Raw genomic sequence first — 15,581 nt, forward strand, 5'->3', positions numbered from 1 at the left:
TCGACTGACACGCCCTCTTCGCGAGCAAGCCCGCTCCCACCTTCGAACGAAGCCATCTTCACGGGGTACGGTTACGCCGCGTCTCGATGATGTTCGGCAACTGCGAAATCCGTCCCAGCAAGCGCCCCAGCGCATCCAGCCCGGGGATCTCGATGGTCAGCGACATCAGCGCAGTGTTGTCTTCCTTGTTCGAGCGGGTGTTGACCGCCAGCACGTTGATCCGCTCGTTGAGCAGCACCTGCGAGACGTCACGCAGCAGACCGGAACGGTCGTAGGCGCGGATGACGATGTCCACCGGATAGGTGAGCACCGGCACCGGGCCCCAACTGACCTGGATGATCCGCTCCGGCTCGCGCCCGCCCAATTGCAGCACCGAGGCGCAGTCCTGGCGGTGAATGCTCACGCCGCGACCCTGGGTGATGTAGCCGACAATCGCGTCGCCCGGCAGCGGCTGGCAGCAGCCGGCCATCTGTGTCATCAGGTTGCCGACACCCTGGATCTGAATGTCGCCGCGCTTGCCCGGCTTGTAACCGGTGGCCTTGCGCGGGATCAGCTCCAGCTGTTCGTTGCCGCGTTCCGGCTCGACCAGTTGCTGTGCCAGGTTGACCAGTTGCGCCAGACGCAAATCGCCGGCACCGAGGGCGGCGAACATGTCTTCGGCGGTTTTCATGTTGGCCTTTTCGGCCAGCTTGTCGAAATCCACCGCCGGCAGACCGAGGCGATTGAGTTCGCGCTCGATCAGGGTTTTACCGGCCGCGACGTTCTGGTCACGGGCCTGCAACTTGAACCAGTGAACGATCTTCGCCCGCGCCCGCGAGGTGGTGACGTAGCCCAGGTTCGGGTTCAGCCAGTCGCGGCTCGGCGTACCGTGCTTGCTGGTGATGATCTCGACCTGCTCACCGGTCTGCAGGCTGTAGTTGAGCGGCACGATCCGCCCGTTGATCTTCGCGCCCCGGCAGTTGTGACCGATTTCGGTGTGCACGCGGTAAGCGAAGTCCAGCGGCGTCGCGCCTTTCGGCAAGTCGATGGCATGACCGTCGGGGGTGAAGATGTAGACCCGATCCGGTTCAATATCGACCCGCAGCTGTTCGGCCAGACCACCGATGTCGCCCAGTTCTTCGTGCCACTCGAGCACCTGCCGCAGCCAGGAGATTTTCTCTTCGTAGTGGTTGGAGCCGGATTTGACGTCGGTGCCTTTGTAGCGCCAGTGCGCGCAGACGCCGAGCTCGGCCTCTTCGTGCATCGAGTGCGTACGAATCTGCACTTCCAGCACCTTGCCTTCCGGACCGATTACCGCGGTGTGCAGCGAGCGGTAGCCGTTCTCTTTCGGGTTGGCGATGTAGTCGTCGAATTCTTTCGGGATGTGCCGCCACAGGGTGTGGACGATGCCGAGCGCGGTGTAGCAGTCGCGCATTTCCGGCACCAGCACACGCACCGCGCGCACGTCGTAGATCTGGCTGAATTCCAGACCCTTGCGCTGCATTTTGCGCCAGATCGAATAGATGTGTTTGGCCCGGCCGCTGATGTCGGCGTCGACGCCGGTGGCCTGCAATTCGTCCTTGAGCTGGGTCATCACATCGCTGATGAAACGCTCACGGTCCAGCCGCCGCTCATGGAGCAGCTTGGCGATCTGTTTGTATTGATCAGGCTCCAGGTAACGGAAGGACAAGTCCTCCAGCTCCCACTTGATATGACCGATGCCGAGCCGGTGCGCGAGCGGCGCATAGATGTCGAAGACTTCCCGGGCGACGCGGTTACGCTTCTCGTCGTCAGCGGTTTTCACCGCGCGAATGGCGCAGGTTCGTTCGGCCAGTTTGATCAGCGCGACGCGAACGTCGTCGACCATCGCCACGAGCATCTTGCGCAGGTTTTCCACCTGGCCCTGGGTGCCCATCACCATCGACTGGCGCGGGCTGAGGCTGGCACTGATCGCCGCCATGCGCTGCACGCCGTCGATCAGCTTGGCCACCACCGGGCCGAAGCGCTGGCCGACCGCCGCGAGCTCGATCTGGCCTTCGCGCACGCCGCGATACAGCACCGCCGCAACCAGCGAATCCTGATCGAGTTTGAGGTCGGCGAGGATCTCGGCGATCTCCAGTCCCGTGCTGAAACTGCCGGAGCCTTCGGCCCACAGATTCTTCTTGGCATTGGACTGCTGTTCGGCCTCGCGAGCGAACTCGCAGGCTTCTTTCAAGGCTTCGCGATCCAGTGCCATGTCGACACTGACCGCGTGATCGAGCCAAGCCTCGAGATTGATACTGCCGTCAGTGTTGATCGGCTGGTGTGCTCTCACCTGTACCATGCTGCTTTACCTTCCCTACGACGCAGATTCAATGCGTCAAATCGCTGACCCTCAACGCCCGTATGCGCTCGCGGGGCTAAAGCGAGCGCCGCCCGGACAGGTCAGACGGATTCAGACGAGCCATCCTGGCTCGCTTCAAATAACGCCATGGCCTCGACATGTGCCGTCTGAGGAAACATATCGAGAATCCCGGCACGTTTTAACCGGTAGCCCTGCTTGATCAATTCGACCGTATCGCGCGCCAGAGTTGCAGGGTTGCACGATACATACACCAACCGTTTGGCACCCAGGGTCGCGAGCTTGCGCACCACCTCGAAAGCACCGTCACGCGGTGGGTCCAAGAGTACCGCAGAAAAGCCGTTTCCGATCCACTGAGCATCGGTCAAAGGCTGGGATAAATCGGCTTGAAAAAACTTTGTGTTATGCAAATTGTTGCTGGCAGCATTTGCAGCGGCACGGTCGACCATGGTCTGCACGCCCTCCACCGCCACCACTTCACGCACGCTTTTGGCCAGCGGCAAGGCGAAGTTGCCCAGACCGCAGAACAGGTCGAGTACGCGTTCATCGGGGCGCGGCTTCAGCCAATCCAGCGCCTGCGCGACCATCGCCTCATTGACCCCGGCGTTGACCTGAATGAAATCCCCCGGCCGCCAGGCCAGTTCCAGATCCCACTGCTCCAGGCGATAGCCCAGCAACTGTGTGGCATCCACCGGTTGCGGCTCGCCTTCGCCATGCAGCCACAGTTGTGCGTCATGGAACAGGCAGAATTCCTTGAGGATCGTCAGGTCGGCTTCGGACAGCGGCGCCATGTGCCGCAGCAATACAGCCAGCGACGACCCACTGAACAACTCGACATGCCCCAACGCCTGCGGTTTGCTCAAACGACGGAGCATCTCCGGCAAACGGGTCATGATCGGTTGCAAGGGCTGTACCAGCACCGGGCATTCATTGATACCGACAATGTCCTGGCTGCCGGCGGCGCGGAAACCGACTTCAAGCTGCTTCGCCTTCATGTCCCAACGCACGGCGATCCGCGCGCGGCGGCGATAGCCGAATTCCGGGCCGGTCAACGGCGCAGCCCATTCGTCAGGCGCGACCCCGGCAACCTTCGACAACTGCTCGGCGAGCATGCGCTGTTTCAGGGCAAGCTGTTCGGCGTGGGGCAAATGCTGCACGCTGCACCCGCCACAGCGGCCGGCATGCTGACAGGCTGCAGGGCGACGCAATTCGCTGGCCTTGATCACGCGTTCGGTGCGCGCCTCGACCACTTTGCCGCGGGCGCCGAGCACCCGCGCCTCGACCTCTTCACCGGCGAGGGCACCGAGAACGAACCAGGTTTTGCCTTCGAAAAACGCGATGCCGCGACCGTCATTGGCCAGGCGCTCGATGTTCAAGCGCTGTTTTTTGCCGGTCGGGATTTGCGCGGCCTTGCTGCCGCCAGTGGGCTGGAAGCGCAGGCCTCTCTCGTGCTTGGCCATCAGTTGGGCGCGTCGAAAATGCCGGTCGACAGATAACGGTCGCCACGGTCGCAGATGATCGCGACGATCACCGCGTTTTCAACTTCTTTGGACAGGCGCAGCATCGCTGCCACCGCGCCGCCCGAAGACACGCCACAAAAGATGCCTTCTTCGCGTGCCAGTCGCCGGGTGACGTCCTCGGCTTCGCTTTGCGCCATGTCGACGATACGGTCGACACGATCGGCCTGATAGATCTTCGGCAGGTATTCCTGCGGCCAGCGGCGGATGCCGGGAATGGCTGAGCCTTCCATCGGCTGCAGACCGACGATCTGCACGCTGTCGCTCTGCTCTTTCAAGTAGCGCGAGACACCCATGATGGTGCCGGTAGTGCCCATCGAACTGACGAAATGGGTGATGGTGCCCTGGGTCTGACGCCAGATTTCCGGGCCGGTGGTGGTGTAATGCGCTTCCGGATTGTCGCCGTTGGCGAACTGATCGAGCACCTTGCCACGGCCTTCGGCTTCCATCCGCTGAGCGAGATCGCGAGCGCCTTCCATGCCCTCTTCCTGACTGACCAGAATCAGCTCGGCACCGTAAGCGGTCATCGCCGCTTTACGTTCGGCGCTGGAGTTGTCCGGCATGATCAGGATCATCTTGTAACCCTTGATCGCGGCGGCCATGGCCAGCGCAATCCCGGTGTTGCCCGAGGTCGCTTCGATCAGCGTGTCGCCAGCGTGGATCTGCCCGCGCAGTTCGGCACGGGTGATCATCGACAGCGCCGGACGATCCTTGACCGAACCCGCCGGGTTGTTCCCTTCGAGCTTGAGCAATAGGGTGTTGCTGGTGGCACCGGGCAGGCGCTGCAAACGCACCAGCGGAGTGTTGCCGACGCAATCGGCGATGGTTGGGTACTGCAGGGTCATGGCGTATTCGCAATCCAGACGTGCGGGGGCGCCTATCATACCGGCAAACGTTCGCAGGCCATATCACGCAAAGTGCGGTGCTTATGGTTTATGGGAATAAGCAGTAAAAGTCTCACCAGTGGTGAGACTATTAGTTGAATCGAAGGGTCCCTTCGCGAGCAAGCCCGCTCCCACAGGAGGGTGGCGGTGTTGGTTATACAATCTGCGGACGACACACATCCAAAGTGGGAGCGGGCTTGCTCGCGAAGGCGTCAGCCGCCACGCCGCCGTCATCGGCAACCAGCCGCAAATTCAACCGCAACCCGGCCCCACCATTCTCCGCCCACAACATCCCGCCCTGGCGCTGCACCGCATTCCTCGCAATGCTCAACCCCAGCCCAAACCCGCCATCCCCCGGGCGTGAGCCGTCGAGGCGGATAAAGGGCGAGAAGATCCGTTGCAGATCGCTCTCCGCCACCCCGCCGCCCTGATCCTCCAGCCACAAATGCCAGTGATCACCATCACGCCGACCATCGAGGCGTACGATGCCGCCCTCGGGCGAATGCCGAATGGCGTTGCGCAGAATGTTTTCCAGCGCTTGCGCCAGGGAGTTGAGATTGCCGCGCACCCAGCATGACGCCGGCACCGCGCATTGCAATTGCAGGCTCGGCCAGCCGCTTTCATAACAGGCGTTGTCGGTGAGCATTTCCCACAGAGCCTGAATCTGGATCGCCTCGTCCGGCAGCGGCGCACGTTCGGTGTCGAGCCACGCCAGTTGCAGGGTGTCTTCGACCAGTCGTTGCATGCCGTCGACTTCACGGCCAATGCGCTCGCGCAGTTGCCGTAGATCCTGCTCGCTTTCACTGGCCACCCGCAGGCGACTCAGCGGCGTGCGCAGTTCATGGGACAGGTCGCGCAGCAATTGCTGTTGCAGGGCGACGGTGGATTGCAGGCGTTCGGACATCGAGTCGAAGGCCCGCGCCAGTTCGCCGAGTTCGTCCGGGCGCTGAGTAATGCCGCTCGACAGGCGCACATTCAGTTGATCGGCGCGCCAGGCGTTGGCCTGCGCGCGCAAATTGTTCAGCGGCACCACCAGCAAGCGATACAGGCCGACACACAGCAGCAAGGTGAACAGCCCCGGAATCACGCCATTGGTGATCACCCGCCAGAACACCCGGTATTTCCCCGGCAGGAAACGCTCGGGCAACTCGATCACCAGACTGCCGGCAGACGGGTCCTGGGGAAACGGCACCCGCAGCCACGGCCGGCCCTTCTTGTGGATCGGCCAGTCGAGCCCACGCAAAAAGGTCAGGTGCTGGATTTCCTGTTCATTCAGCGGCTCGCTGCTCAACGACTGCAGATTGCGGTCGATCACCCCGACCCAGGCGGCCTCACGCAGCTCCATGCTCTGCAACCAGTTATCGACCCCGTCGCGCTCACCACGCTGCCACGCCCGCTCGGCTTCGCTGGCATAACGGCTCAGCGTGCCGCGCGCCTCGTCGGAGAGATACTGGTTGCGCTCCTCCATGTAGCGGCCCCACGACCAGCTCAGCCAGATCATCAGCAGACAAAACGCCACCAGCAGACACGCCAGTTTCCAGAACAGCGAATGCCGCCCCGGCAACTCAGAGATTTTCATCGGTGGCACTCAGCACATAGCCTTTGCCCCACACCGTGCGCACCTCGCGCTCGGTGTAACCGATGGCCTTGAGTTTGCGGCGGATCTGGCTGATGTGCATGTCGAGGCTGCGGTCGTGGGCCGCGTAGCCGCGTTGCAGCACATGCTGATAAAGGAAGGCCTTGCTCAGCACTTCTTCGTCGTTGCGATGGAGAGTTTCCAGCAGACGGTATTCGCTGCGGGTCAGACCGGCAGCTTGCGCGTTATAGAAAACTTCGCACTGTTCTTCGTCGAAACGCAGCGCGCCGTGAATCGTAGCCGGTGCAATCGCTGCCGGGCGCCGATCCAGCGCCACCCGGCGCAGGATCGCCTCGATCCGCACATGCAACTCGGCGATGCTGAACGGCTTGGGCAGGTAATCATCGGCACCCAGACGAAAGCCGCTGATGCGGTCGGCCTCGGCGCCGAGCGCCGACATCAGCAGCACCGGCGTCGAATGGCTCTGACGCAATTGTGTCAGCACCTTCAGGCCGTCGAGCCCCGGCAGCAGAATGTCCATCAGCACCACGTCGAACGGCTGGTGACGCGCAATGTTCAGCCCTTCCTGACCGTTCTGGCACCAAGTCACCGCAAAGCCGCTGCGGCCCAGATGCTCGTGAACATAGGCGCCCAGCACCGGGTCGTCCTCGATGGCAAGAATGCGTGGCAGGTCGGCGGAGACAGGAGTCATGAGTATCTGCAAATAATTCTCAGTTGGGCGATTATTCAAGATTGCCCGCCATCGGGCAACCCAAGCTTGACCGGCCGGACACACGCACCAGGCCGCGCCGACCGATGGCGACATGATTTTTCCGAAGATTGCCTGCCTGCAAATCGCTACACTGCGCCAATGTCGCGTGCCGGACGCACGTGCGAGTCAACAGTTCAGCGGGATGCAGGAGATGGGTGTGCTCAAGAAACTGGGAATCAAAGGTCGCGTGTTGTTGCTGACCCTGTTGCCCACCAGCCTGATGGCGTTGGTGCTCGGGGGCTATTTCACCTGGATGCAACAGTCCGATTTGCAGACCCAGTTGATGCAGCGCGGTGAAATGATCGCCGAGCAACTGGCGCCGCTGGTGGCACCCGCCATGGGCCATGGCAATACCGATCTGCTGGAACGCATCGCCACCCAGTCCCTCGAACAACCCGACGTGCGCGCCGTTACTTTCCTCGCCCCCGACCGCACCCCGCTGGCGCACGCCGGCCCGACCATGCTCAATCAGGCACCCAGTGGCGACAGTGCGCAACTGCTACGGCGCAGCGGCAATGACGCCACGCGTTACCTGATGCCGGTGTTCGGCAAGCACCGCAATCTCGCCGGTGAGCTGATCCCCGCAGAATCCGACCGTCTGCTTGGCTGGGTTGAACTGGAGCTGTCGCACAACGGCATGCTGCTGCGCGGTTATCGCAGCCTGTTTGCCAGCCTGCTGTTGATTGCCGCCGGGCTGGCGGGAGCGGCCCTGCTCGCGTTGCGCATGGGCCGCACCATCAACCGCCCGCTGAGCCAGATCAAACAGGCGGTTGCCCAGCTCAAGGACGGTCATCTGGAAACCCGCCTGCCACCGCTCGGCAGCCAGGAACTGGACGAACTCGCCTCGGGCATCAACCGCATGGCCGGGACCCTGCAGAACGCCCGCGAAGAACTGCAGCACAGCGTCGATCAGGCCACCGAAGACGTGCGGCAGAATCTGGAAACCATCGAGATCCAGAACATCGAACTGGATCTGGCACGCAAAGAGGCGCTGGAGGCGAGCCGGATCAAATCCGAGTTCCTCGCCAACATGAGCCACGAGATCCGCACGCCGCTCAACGGCATTCTCGGTTTCACGCATCTGTTGCAGAAAAGCGAACTGACGCCGCGCCAGCTCGACTATCTGGGCACCATCGAAAAGTCCGCCGACAGCCTGCTGGGGATCATCAACGAGATCCTCGACTTCTCGAAGATCGAGGCCGGCAAACTGGTGCTCGACCACATCCCGTTCAACCTGCGCGACCTGTTGCAGGACACCCTGACCATCCTGGCGCCGGCAGCCCACGCCAAACAATTGGAGCTGGTGAGTCTGGTCTATCGCGACACGCCGCTGTCTCTGGTCGGTGACCCGCTGCGCCTGAAGCAGATCCTCACCAACCTGGTCAGCAACGCGATCAAGTTCACCCGCGAAGGCACCATCGTCGCCCGCGCCATGCTTGAAGAAGAACACGAAGACAGTGTGCAACTGCGCATCAGCATTCAGGACACCGGCATCGGCCTGTCGAGTCAGGACGTGCGCGCGTTGTTCCAGGCATTCAGTCAGGCCGACAACTCGCTGTCGCGCCAACCCGGCGGTACTGGTCTGGGCCTGGTGATCTCCAAGCGTCTGATCGAACAGATGGGTGGCGAAATCGGCGTCGACAGCACCCCGGGCGAAGGCTCGGAATTCTGGATCAGCCTGAGCCTGCCGAAAACCCGCGACGACAGCGAAGACCTGCCGGGCCCGCCGCTGCTCGGGCGTCGCGTGGCGGTGCTGGAAAATCACGAACTGGCGCGTCAGGCGCTGCAGCATCAACTGGAAGACTGCGGCCTCGACGTCACGCCGTTCAATACGCTGGAGAGCCTGACCAACGGCGTCACTGGCGCGCACCAGACCGATCAGGCGATCGACCTTGCGGTGCTCGGCATCACCAGCAACGACATGCTCCCGGAGCGCCTGAACCAGCATATCTGGGATCTGGAACACCTCGGTTGCAAAGTGCTGGTGCTGTGCCCGACCACCGAACAGACGCTGTTCCATCTCTCGGTGCCCAACCCGCACAGCCAGCTGCAAGCCAAACCAGCCTGCACGCGCAAACTGCGTCGGGCGCTGGCTGATCTGGCCAATCCACGCCAGCCGCGCAACGAGCCGGGCGAACCGCTGTCGAGCCGTGCACCGAAAGTGCTATGTGTCGACGACAACCCGGCCAACCTGTTGCTGGTGCAGACCCTGCTCGAAGACATGGGCGCCAAGGTGCTGGCAGTCGAGAGCGGCTACGCAGCAGTCAAAGCGGTGCAGAGCGAATCCTTCGATCTGGTGCTGATGGACGTGCAGATGCCGGGGATGGACGGACGCCAGACCACCGAAACCATCCGCCAGTGGGAGAGCGAACGGCATTGCACACCGCTGCCGATCGTCGCCCTCACCGCCCACGCCATGGCCAACGAAAAACGCGCCCTGCTGCAAAGCGGCATGGACGACTACCTGACCAAACCGATCAGCGAGCGGCAGCTGGCGCAAGTGGTGCTGAAGTGGACCGGTCTGGCCTTGCGCAATCAAGGAACGGAGCGTGCCAGCGACAGCGCGGCGGGCGCCAATGAGTTGCCGGTGCTCGACCACGAAGAAGGCCTGCGCCTGGCCGCCGGCAAGGCCGATCTGGCGGCGGACATGTTGGCGATGCTGCTCGCCTCGCTGGAGGCCGACCGCGAAGCCATTCGTGCCGCCAGTGAAGCTCGCGATCAGAACGCGCTGATCGAGCGCGTGCATCGTTTGCACGGTGCGACCCGATATTGTGGCGTGCCGCAGTTACGCGCGGCCTGCCAGCGCAGTGAAACCCTGCTCAAACAGGGCGATCCGAAAGCAGTGGTGGCGTTGGAGGAGCTGGATCGGGCGATCAATCGCCTCGCAACCCAAGCCCGAATCAGTGCCTGATCCACAGCAATGCCGCGTTCGCTGGCCCACGCTAAAGTGAGGTCGGGTCAACCCTGACTCGCCACCCCGCGCCAAGGAGCAATACATGCGCACGCTCGTTTTCAGCAGCCAGACCTACGACCGCGACAGTTTCCTCGCTGCCGCCTGCCCGGCCGGGCTGGAACTGCATTTTCAGCCGGCCCGGCTCAGTCTCGACACCGCCGCCCTGGCAGAACAGCATGAGGTGGTCTGCGCCTTCATCAATGACGACCTCAGCGCGCCGGTGCTGGAACGCCTTGCCACCGGCGGTACGCGACTGATCGCCCTGCGCTCGGCAGGCTACAACCATGTCGATCTGCCCGCGGCAAAACGCCTCGGGCTGGCCGTGGTGCGGGTACCGGCCTACTCGCCGCATGCGGTGGCCGAACACGCCGTGGCGCTGATTCTGGCACTCAACCGACGCCTGCACCGCGCCTACAACCGCACCCGCGAAGGTGATTTCACCCTGCACGGCCTGACGGGTTTCGATCTGGTGGGCAAGACGGTCGGAATTGTTGGCACCGGGCAGATCGGCGCGACGTTCGCGAAAATCATGCACGGTTTCGGTTGTGAATTGCTGGCCTACGACCCGTACCCAAACCCTGAGGTCGTGGCGTTGGGCGCACGTTACCTGAGTCTGCCGGAGCTGCTCGCGCAGTCGCGGATCATCAGCCTGCACTGCCCGCTCAACGCCCAGAGCAAACACTTGATCAACCGCGAATCACTGGCGCACCTGCAGCCGGGGGCGATGCTGATCAACACCGGACGCGGCGGCCTGGTCGATACACCGGCGCTGATCGACGCCCTGAAGGACGGTCAATTGGGCTATCTGGGACTGGATGTGTATGAAGAAGAGGCGCAGCTGTTTTTCGAGGATCGCAGCGACTTGCCGTTGCAGGACGACGTATTGGCGCGGCTACTGACCTTCCCGAACGTGATCATCACCGCGCATCAGGCGTTTCTGACCCATGAGGCGCTGGGCGCGATTGCCGCGACCACCCTGCACAATATCGCGACCTGGGCCGCAGGCGCGCCGCAGAACCAGGTCGAAGGTTGAAGGCTTGCCGGTTTACTTCGGCGACAGCGACGAGGCCAGGATCAGCAACGCCAGCCAGCCAAAACCGAAAAAGCGCTGCTTCATCGAATGACCGTTACGCAGCAGAAACCAGACGAAGACCATCGGCAGCAGGAACACCATGATCTTCAACCAGCCTTCCACCGGCCGCGAACCGTCGGCGTTGGGCTGAAGTTGAGGTGCGGGTTCCGGTTGCCGACGACGGCGGCCGAGCGCGGCCGGTGTGACTTTTGGCGCAGGCTCCGGGGCTGGCGCCGGGACGAAGGCTTCAGGCACGGATTTGTTGCGCGGCAGGCTGCCAAATGAAATCGTCGCGGCGGCGGCTTGCGCCGGTGTGTGCTCGTGCTGCTGCGCCATCGGAGCACCACAATGAATGCACGCCTTGGCTTCCGAGCTGATGCTCCGCTTGCATTCATAACATTCGATCAGCGCCATGTTCCGTTCCCTCAGAGTGAAGGGCGGCAGTTTGCCATGAGCGCCGGAGGATTTGAACCGGATCGAAGGTCGCACGCGTACGCCATCCTGCAATCCAGCCCGTGCTAGCATGTCGCGCAGATTTGGAGGACCCATGGTCGAACACGATTTCCGCTACACCCTGATGAACCCGCAACACACCCTCACCGAATGCCGCGCCCTCGTACCGGGACGCTATCAGGTCACCGGCAACGGTGGCTCGATTCGCAACGGTGACGTCCTGTTGGTCACCCTCAAAGGCAGCAAGGACTTGTCCATGCGCCTGACCGTCGACACCGTGCGCCACCTGATCAATCCGCCGGGCCAATGGACCGCGATGACCACCGGCCCGGTATTCGGCGAACTGGCGATCCACACCTGGCAGGTCAACTGCGACAGCTGCGCCAAAGAGCTGAACTTCGAGTTCGCCGTGGATGCCAAGCTGGGCAAGACTGCCGAGCAGCCAGCCGCCACGGCGCGCATCGCCGAGCTGGGCTGGAAAGCCGTCGGCGACAAGCACCTGTGCCCGAAATGCCAGGAGCCTGCGTGATGAAACGCCTTGCCCTGCCGCTGCTGGTCGGTGCCGCTCTTGTGGGCTGCGCCGCAGAGCCTGTGCAACTGCAGCAGAACCGCAGCTACATTTTGGAGTGGATCGGCGAGCGGCCATTGATGGATTACAGCCATCTGACCGTGACCCTCGGTGACGATGGCCGCGCGTACGGCAATGGCGGCTGCAACCACTGGTTCGCGCCGTACACCCTCGACGGTGACAAGCTGAGCTTCGGCCCGATCGGCAAGACCCGCAAACTCTGCGCGCCGGCGCTGATGGAGCAGGAACAACGCTTCCTGCAGGCGCTGCAAGGCGTGGAACGCTGGGACATCTCGCCGATCGAGCAGATGCGCTTCTGGCCGGCGCAAGGCAAGCCGTTGCGCTGGTGGCTGGAAGAGGGCTGATCGTTCAGCCGCAAAAAAGAGCGCAGCCTGCGGCAGCTCCTACAGGTGTACACATGACCTTGTAGGAGCTGCCGCAGCCTGCGAGCTTTTTTCTGAACGCCAGTTACTGTGGCGAGGGAGCTTGCTCCCGCTCGGCTGCGCAGCAGTCGCACAACCGTTAACCGCGCATTGCCGCAGACACGAGTCAGCAGGGTTTGGGGCCGCTTCGCGCCCCAGCGGGAGCAAGCTCCCTCGCCACAAAAGCCCATTCAACTCACTTTGTCGCCTGCAACGCCTCAAGCTTGGCCATCACCCCCGCCGCCGTCTGCTCGCCCATCAACTGCTCACGCACCTTGCCCTTGTTGTCGATGATGTAAGTCACCGGCAAGGCCTCACTGCGCGGCAGGTCGAACAGGTCCGCCGGATCCTGCGCCAGCACGGTGAATTTGATGCCCAGCTTCTCGCTGGCGCTCTTCAGGTCTTCACCCTGGACGTTGTCGAAGTTGACTCCGAACACACCAACGTTCTTGCTCTTGAGTTCGTCAGCCAAATGATTGAGCTCCGGAATTTCCGTGCGGCACGGGCCGCACCATTCGGCCCAGTAATTGATGACTACCCATTGCTTGTCCAGACGTTCGGACGCGACCTTCTGACCATTCTGGTCAATGCCGTAGTCATTGCCGCAGCCCCCCAGCATCAACGCCCCGATTATCGTCAATGCCGCTGCCAATCGCCGTGTCATGTCATGTTCCCTGGTCAAAAATTGAAGGCGCCTGCGACCCATCGCCTCTGAAGGTTCTGGATTGCGCGCTGCACAGTTAGAATAGCCGCCACTTTACGCCAGAAGCGACCCGCCATGACCGATCTGACGCTTTATCACAATCCGCGCTGCTCGAAATCCCGCGGCGCGCTGGAACTTCTCGAGGCCCGCGGCCTGACCCCGAACGTGGTGCGTTACCTCGAAACGCCGCTGAATGCGGTGCAAATCAAGGCACTGCTCGGCAAGCTGGGCATCACTCCACGGCAACTGCTGCGCACCGGAGAAGATGAATACAAAATGCTTCAGCTGGCTGACGAAAGCCTCAGCGACGCGCAATTGATCGACGCCATCGCCCAGCATCCAAAACTGATGGAACGGCCAATTCTTGAAGTCGGCGACAAAGCCGTTATCGGTCGCCCACCGGAGCAGATTCTGGAGTTGCTGCCGTGAGCGCGCCGTACATTCTGGTTCTGTATTACAGCCGCAATGGTTCGACCAACGAGATGGCCCGGCAGATTGCCCGCGGCGTCGAACAGGCCGGCCTCGAAGCGCGCCTGCGTACCGTGCCGGCAATCTCCACCGAGTGTGAAGCAGTGGCTCCGGACATCCCGGAAGAAGGCGCGCTCTACGCTACCCTCGATGACCTGAAGAACTGCGCCGGCCTCGCCCTTGGCAGCCCGACGCGTTTCGGCAACATGGCCGCGCCGCTGAAGTACTTCCTCGACGGCACCAGCAACCTGTGGCTGACCGGCGCGCTGGTCGGCAAACCGGCTGGCGTGTTCACCTCCACCGCCAGCCTGCACGGCGGTCAGGAAACCACCCTGCTGTCGATGATGCTGCCGCTGTTGCACCACGGCATGCTGATCACTGGCCTGCCGTACAGCGAGTCGGCACTGCTGGAAACCCAGGGCGGCGGTACGCCGTATGGCGCCAGTCATCATGCCGGGGCCGATGGCAAGAAAGGTCTCGATCAGCACGAGATGGCGCTGTGTCGCGCACTCGGCGCACGCCTGGCCAAGACCGCGCAAAAACTGGAGGGCTGAGGGTGGCGAAGAAGCCGAAAGTCCTGCCCTCCGTCGAGTGGCTTGAACCCCGCGTCAAGGCGATGCGGGTCGTCAGCCTGTTGTGCTTCTTCGGCCTCGCCGGGCTGCTCGCCGCTTACTACCTGGTGTTCGCCGACCTGCACGGCGCCCGACCGTGGGTGATCCTGCTGGTCGAGCTGATCCCGTGGCTGATCCTCGCGCCGGGCATGCTGATGGGCAACGCGCGTGCGCACTCGTGGATGTGTTTTGTGGTGAATCTGTATTTCATCAAGGGCGCGCTGGCAGCGTATGACCCGAACCGGCAACTGTTCGGCGTGCTGGAGATGGCCGCGAGCCTGGCGCTGTTCTGCTCGGCGCTGCTGTATGTACGGTGGCGGTATCAGTTGAATCGCAAACTCGCGGGCGAAGGCGAGATTTCCGTCGCCTGAGCTGACGCCTTCGCGAGCAAGCCCGCTCCCACAGTTTTTGTGTCGATCACAGAATTTTGTGTTTCAACAAGAATCCTGTGGGAGCGGGCTTGCTCGCGAATGGAGCGCTGCGGTCTTAATGATTGACGGTGTACGCGAGCATCATCGAAATCTGGCTCATCGGCCGCCCGCCACTTTGCTCATGCCACTGATTGAACGCATTCTGCACAATCGCCAGATCGCGCAGACTGGTCGGCACCTTGTCGACGATCTTCTGCGCATTCAGCGCGGCGACCACGTCATAGCTCGGCACAAATGTGTCCTTGCCGACCATGCGCAGGAAGCGCGGCGCCGACAGTCCGCCCAACTGACTCCCGTGTTTTTTCAGGTAGGTCCACAGACCGACGATATCGGTCACTGGCCAGTCGGCGATCAGCGCGCCGAAACTGCCCTTGTCCTTTTCCACATCGAGGATGAACTGCGCATTGCGCGGCACGCTCTTGAGCTTGCCCAGGTGGCGGATGATCCGCGCGTCCTGCATCAGGCGTTCGAGGTGTTCGGCGCTCATCAGCACGACTTTTTCCGGGTCGAACTTGAAGAACACTTCTTCGAAGGCCGGCCACTTGGCGTCCACCAGGCTGTGCTTGAGGCCGGCGCGGAACACGCGCAGGGCCATGGTCGAGAGGTAACGATCGTCGCTGATCTTGCGCAATTGCGCCGGGGTCTTGGGAACGGGCAGATGGGCTTCCAGTTCAGCCGCCGAACCGAAGCGGTTCAGACAGTATTCGTGCAGCCACTTGTAATCGCGCATGCCCTCTCCTATTGAATGAAACGAAAAACCAATGTGGGAGCGGGCTTGCTCGCGAAGACTGAGTGTCAGTCGACTCCTGTATCGACTGATACACCGCCTTC

General features: G+C 62.4%; 15 protein-coding genes. 7 read left to right on the plus strand and 8 right to left on the minus strand.

Translation table 11 applies throughout. From position 1 onward, the window contains the following. Positions 1 to 58: 58 nt before the first annotated feature. The 5 genes from relA to ACS4NR_RS14240 all read right to left on the minus strand — a co-directional run bounded on the left by relA (position 59) and on the right by ACS4NR_RS14240 (position 7,009). Positions 59 to 2,302, minus strand: a complete 2,244-nt coding sequence (relA, locus tag ACS4NR_RS14220) for a GTP diphosphokinase (protein ID WP_095137164.1) — start codon at positions 2,300 to 2,302, stop codon at positions 59 to 61. A 101-nt stretch (positions 2,303 to 2,403) separates the two neighbouring features. Next, positions 2,404 to 3,780, minus strand: a complete 1,377-nt coding sequence (rlmD, locus tag ACS4NR_RS14225; protein ID WP_456017724.1) for a 23S rRNA (uracil(1939)-C(5))-methyltransferase RlmD — start codon at positions 3,778 to 3,780, stop codon at positions 2,404 to 2,406. Then, positions 3,780 to 4,682 (minus strand): cysteine synthase CysM, encoded by a 903-nt coding sequence (cysM, locus tag ACS4NR_RS14230; protein WP_026000780.1) that lies wholly within the window; start codon positions 4,680 to 4,682, stop codon positions 3,780 to 3,782. The genes rlmD and cysM overlap by 1 nt, the downstream gene beginning before the upstream one ends. 193 nt (positions 4,683 to 4,875) lie before the next feature. Next, positions 4,876 to 6,300 (minus strand): histidine kinase sensor domain-containing protein, encoded by a 1,425-nt coding sequence (locus tag ACS4NR_RS14235; protein WP_456017725.1) that lies wholly within the window; start codon positions 6,298 to 6,300, stop codon positions 4,876 to 4,878. Continuing rightward, complete coding sequence (locus tag ACS4NR_RS14240) at positions 6,287 to 7,009, minus strand: response regulator transcription factor (RefSeq protein WP_443535784.1); 723 nt, start codon at positions 7,007 to 7,009, stop codon at positions 6,287 to 6,289. Before ACS4NR_RS14240 ends, ACS4NR_RS14235 begins: the two co-directional genes overlap by 14 nt. Positions 7,010 to 7,226: 217 nt before the next feature. Here ACS4NR_RS14240 and ACS4NR_RS14245 point away from each other — a divergent pair, with 217 nt between their 5' ends. Then, positions 7,227 to 9,980 (plus strand): response regulator, encoded by a 2,754-nt coding sequence (locus tag ACS4NR_RS14245; RefSeq protein WP_095137393.1) that lies wholly within the window; start codon positions 7,227 to 7,229, stop codon positions 9,978 to 9,980. Between the two features lie 85 nt (positions 9,981 to 10,065). Continuing rightward, positions 10,066 to 11,055 carry a 2-hydroxyacid dehydrogenase gene (locus ACS4NR_RS14250; RefSeq protein ID WP_456017726.1) on the plus strand — a complete coding sequence of 330 codons (990 nt, stop codon included), beginning with the start codon at positions 10,066 to 10,068 and terminating at the stop codon, positions 11,053 to 11,055. A 12-nt stretch (positions 11,056 to 11,067) separates the two neighbouring features. Here ACS4NR_RS14250 and ACS4NR_RS14255 read toward each other — a convergent pair whose 3' ends face one another. Further along, on the minus strand, positions 11,068 to 11,508 hold the full coding sequence (locus ACS4NR_RS14255; RefSeq protein WP_103368748.1) for a hypothetical protein: 441 nt from the start codon (positions 11,506 to 11,508) through the stop codon (positions 11,068 to 11,070). Between the two features lie 133 nt (positions 11,509 to 11,641). Between ACS4NR_RS14255 and ACS4NR_RS14260 the strand changes: the two genes are divergently transcribed. Beyond that, entirely contained in the window at positions 11,642 to 12,076 is a 435-nt protein-coding gene (locus tag ACS4NR_RS14260; RefSeq protein ID WP_095137158.1) for a hypothetical protein, read from the plus strand. After that, positions 12,076 to 12,480: an META domain-containing protein gene (locus ACS4NR_RS14265; RefSeq protein ID WP_047599708.1), complete on the plus strand. Its 405-nt coding sequence runs from the start codon at positions 12,076 to 12,078 to the stop codon at positions 12,478 to 12,480. The genes ACS4NR_RS14260 and ACS4NR_RS14265 overlap by 1 nt, the downstream gene beginning before the upstream one ends. A gap of 253 nt (positions 12,481 to 12,733) precedes the next feature. On the opposite strand, the gene ACS4NR_RS14270 is transcribed toward ACS4NR_RS14265, so the two are convergent. Continuing rightward, entirely contained in the window at positions 12,734 to 13,201 is a 468-nt protein-coding gene (locus tag ACS4NR_RS14270) for a TlpA disulfide reductase family protein (protein ID WP_027612297.1), read from the minus strand. Positions 13,202 to 13,315: 114 nt separating this feature from the next. Here ACS4NR_RS14270 and arsC point away from each other — a divergent pair, with 114 nt between their 5' ends. The 3 genes from arsC to ACS4NR_RS14285 are packed head-to-tail and all read left to right on the plus strand — an operon-like array spanning position 13,316 to position 14,690. Continuing rightward, positions 13,316 to 13,669, plus strand: a complete 354-nt coding sequence (arsC, locus tag ACS4NR_RS14275) for an arsenate reductase (glutaredoxin) (protein WP_253151918.1) — start codon at positions 13,316 to 13,318, stop codon at positions 13,667 to 13,669. After that, the gene (gene wrbA / locus ACS4NR_RS14280) at positions 13,666 to 14,262 is read left to right on the plus strand and encodes an NAD(P)H:quinone oxidoreductase (RefSeq protein WP_095137156.1); all 597 of its coding nucleotides are present in this window, start codon (positions 13,666 to 13,668) and stop codon (positions 14,260 to 14,262) included. Before arsC ends, wrbA begins: the two co-directional genes overlap by 4 nt. A gap of 2 nt (positions 14,263 to 14,264) precedes the next feature. Further along, a complete protein-coding gene (locus tag ACS4NR_RS14285; protein WP_027612294.1) occupies positions 14,265 to 14,690 on the plus strand; it encodes a DUF2069 domain-containing protein in 426 nt (141 codons plus the stop codon). 115 nt (positions 14,691 to 14,805) lie between these two features. Here the strand turns inward: ACS4NR_RS14285 and ACS4NR_RS14290 are convergent, their stop codons facing one another. Further along, entirely contained in the window at positions 14,806 to 15,480 is a 675-nt protein-coding gene (locus ACS4NR_RS14290; RefSeq protein ID WP_115984165.1) for a DNA-3-methyladenine glycosylase I, read from the minus strand. Positions 15,481 to 15,581: the final 101 nt, after the last annotated feature.

This window comes from Pseudomonas sp. JQ36 (assembly GCF_053851495.1).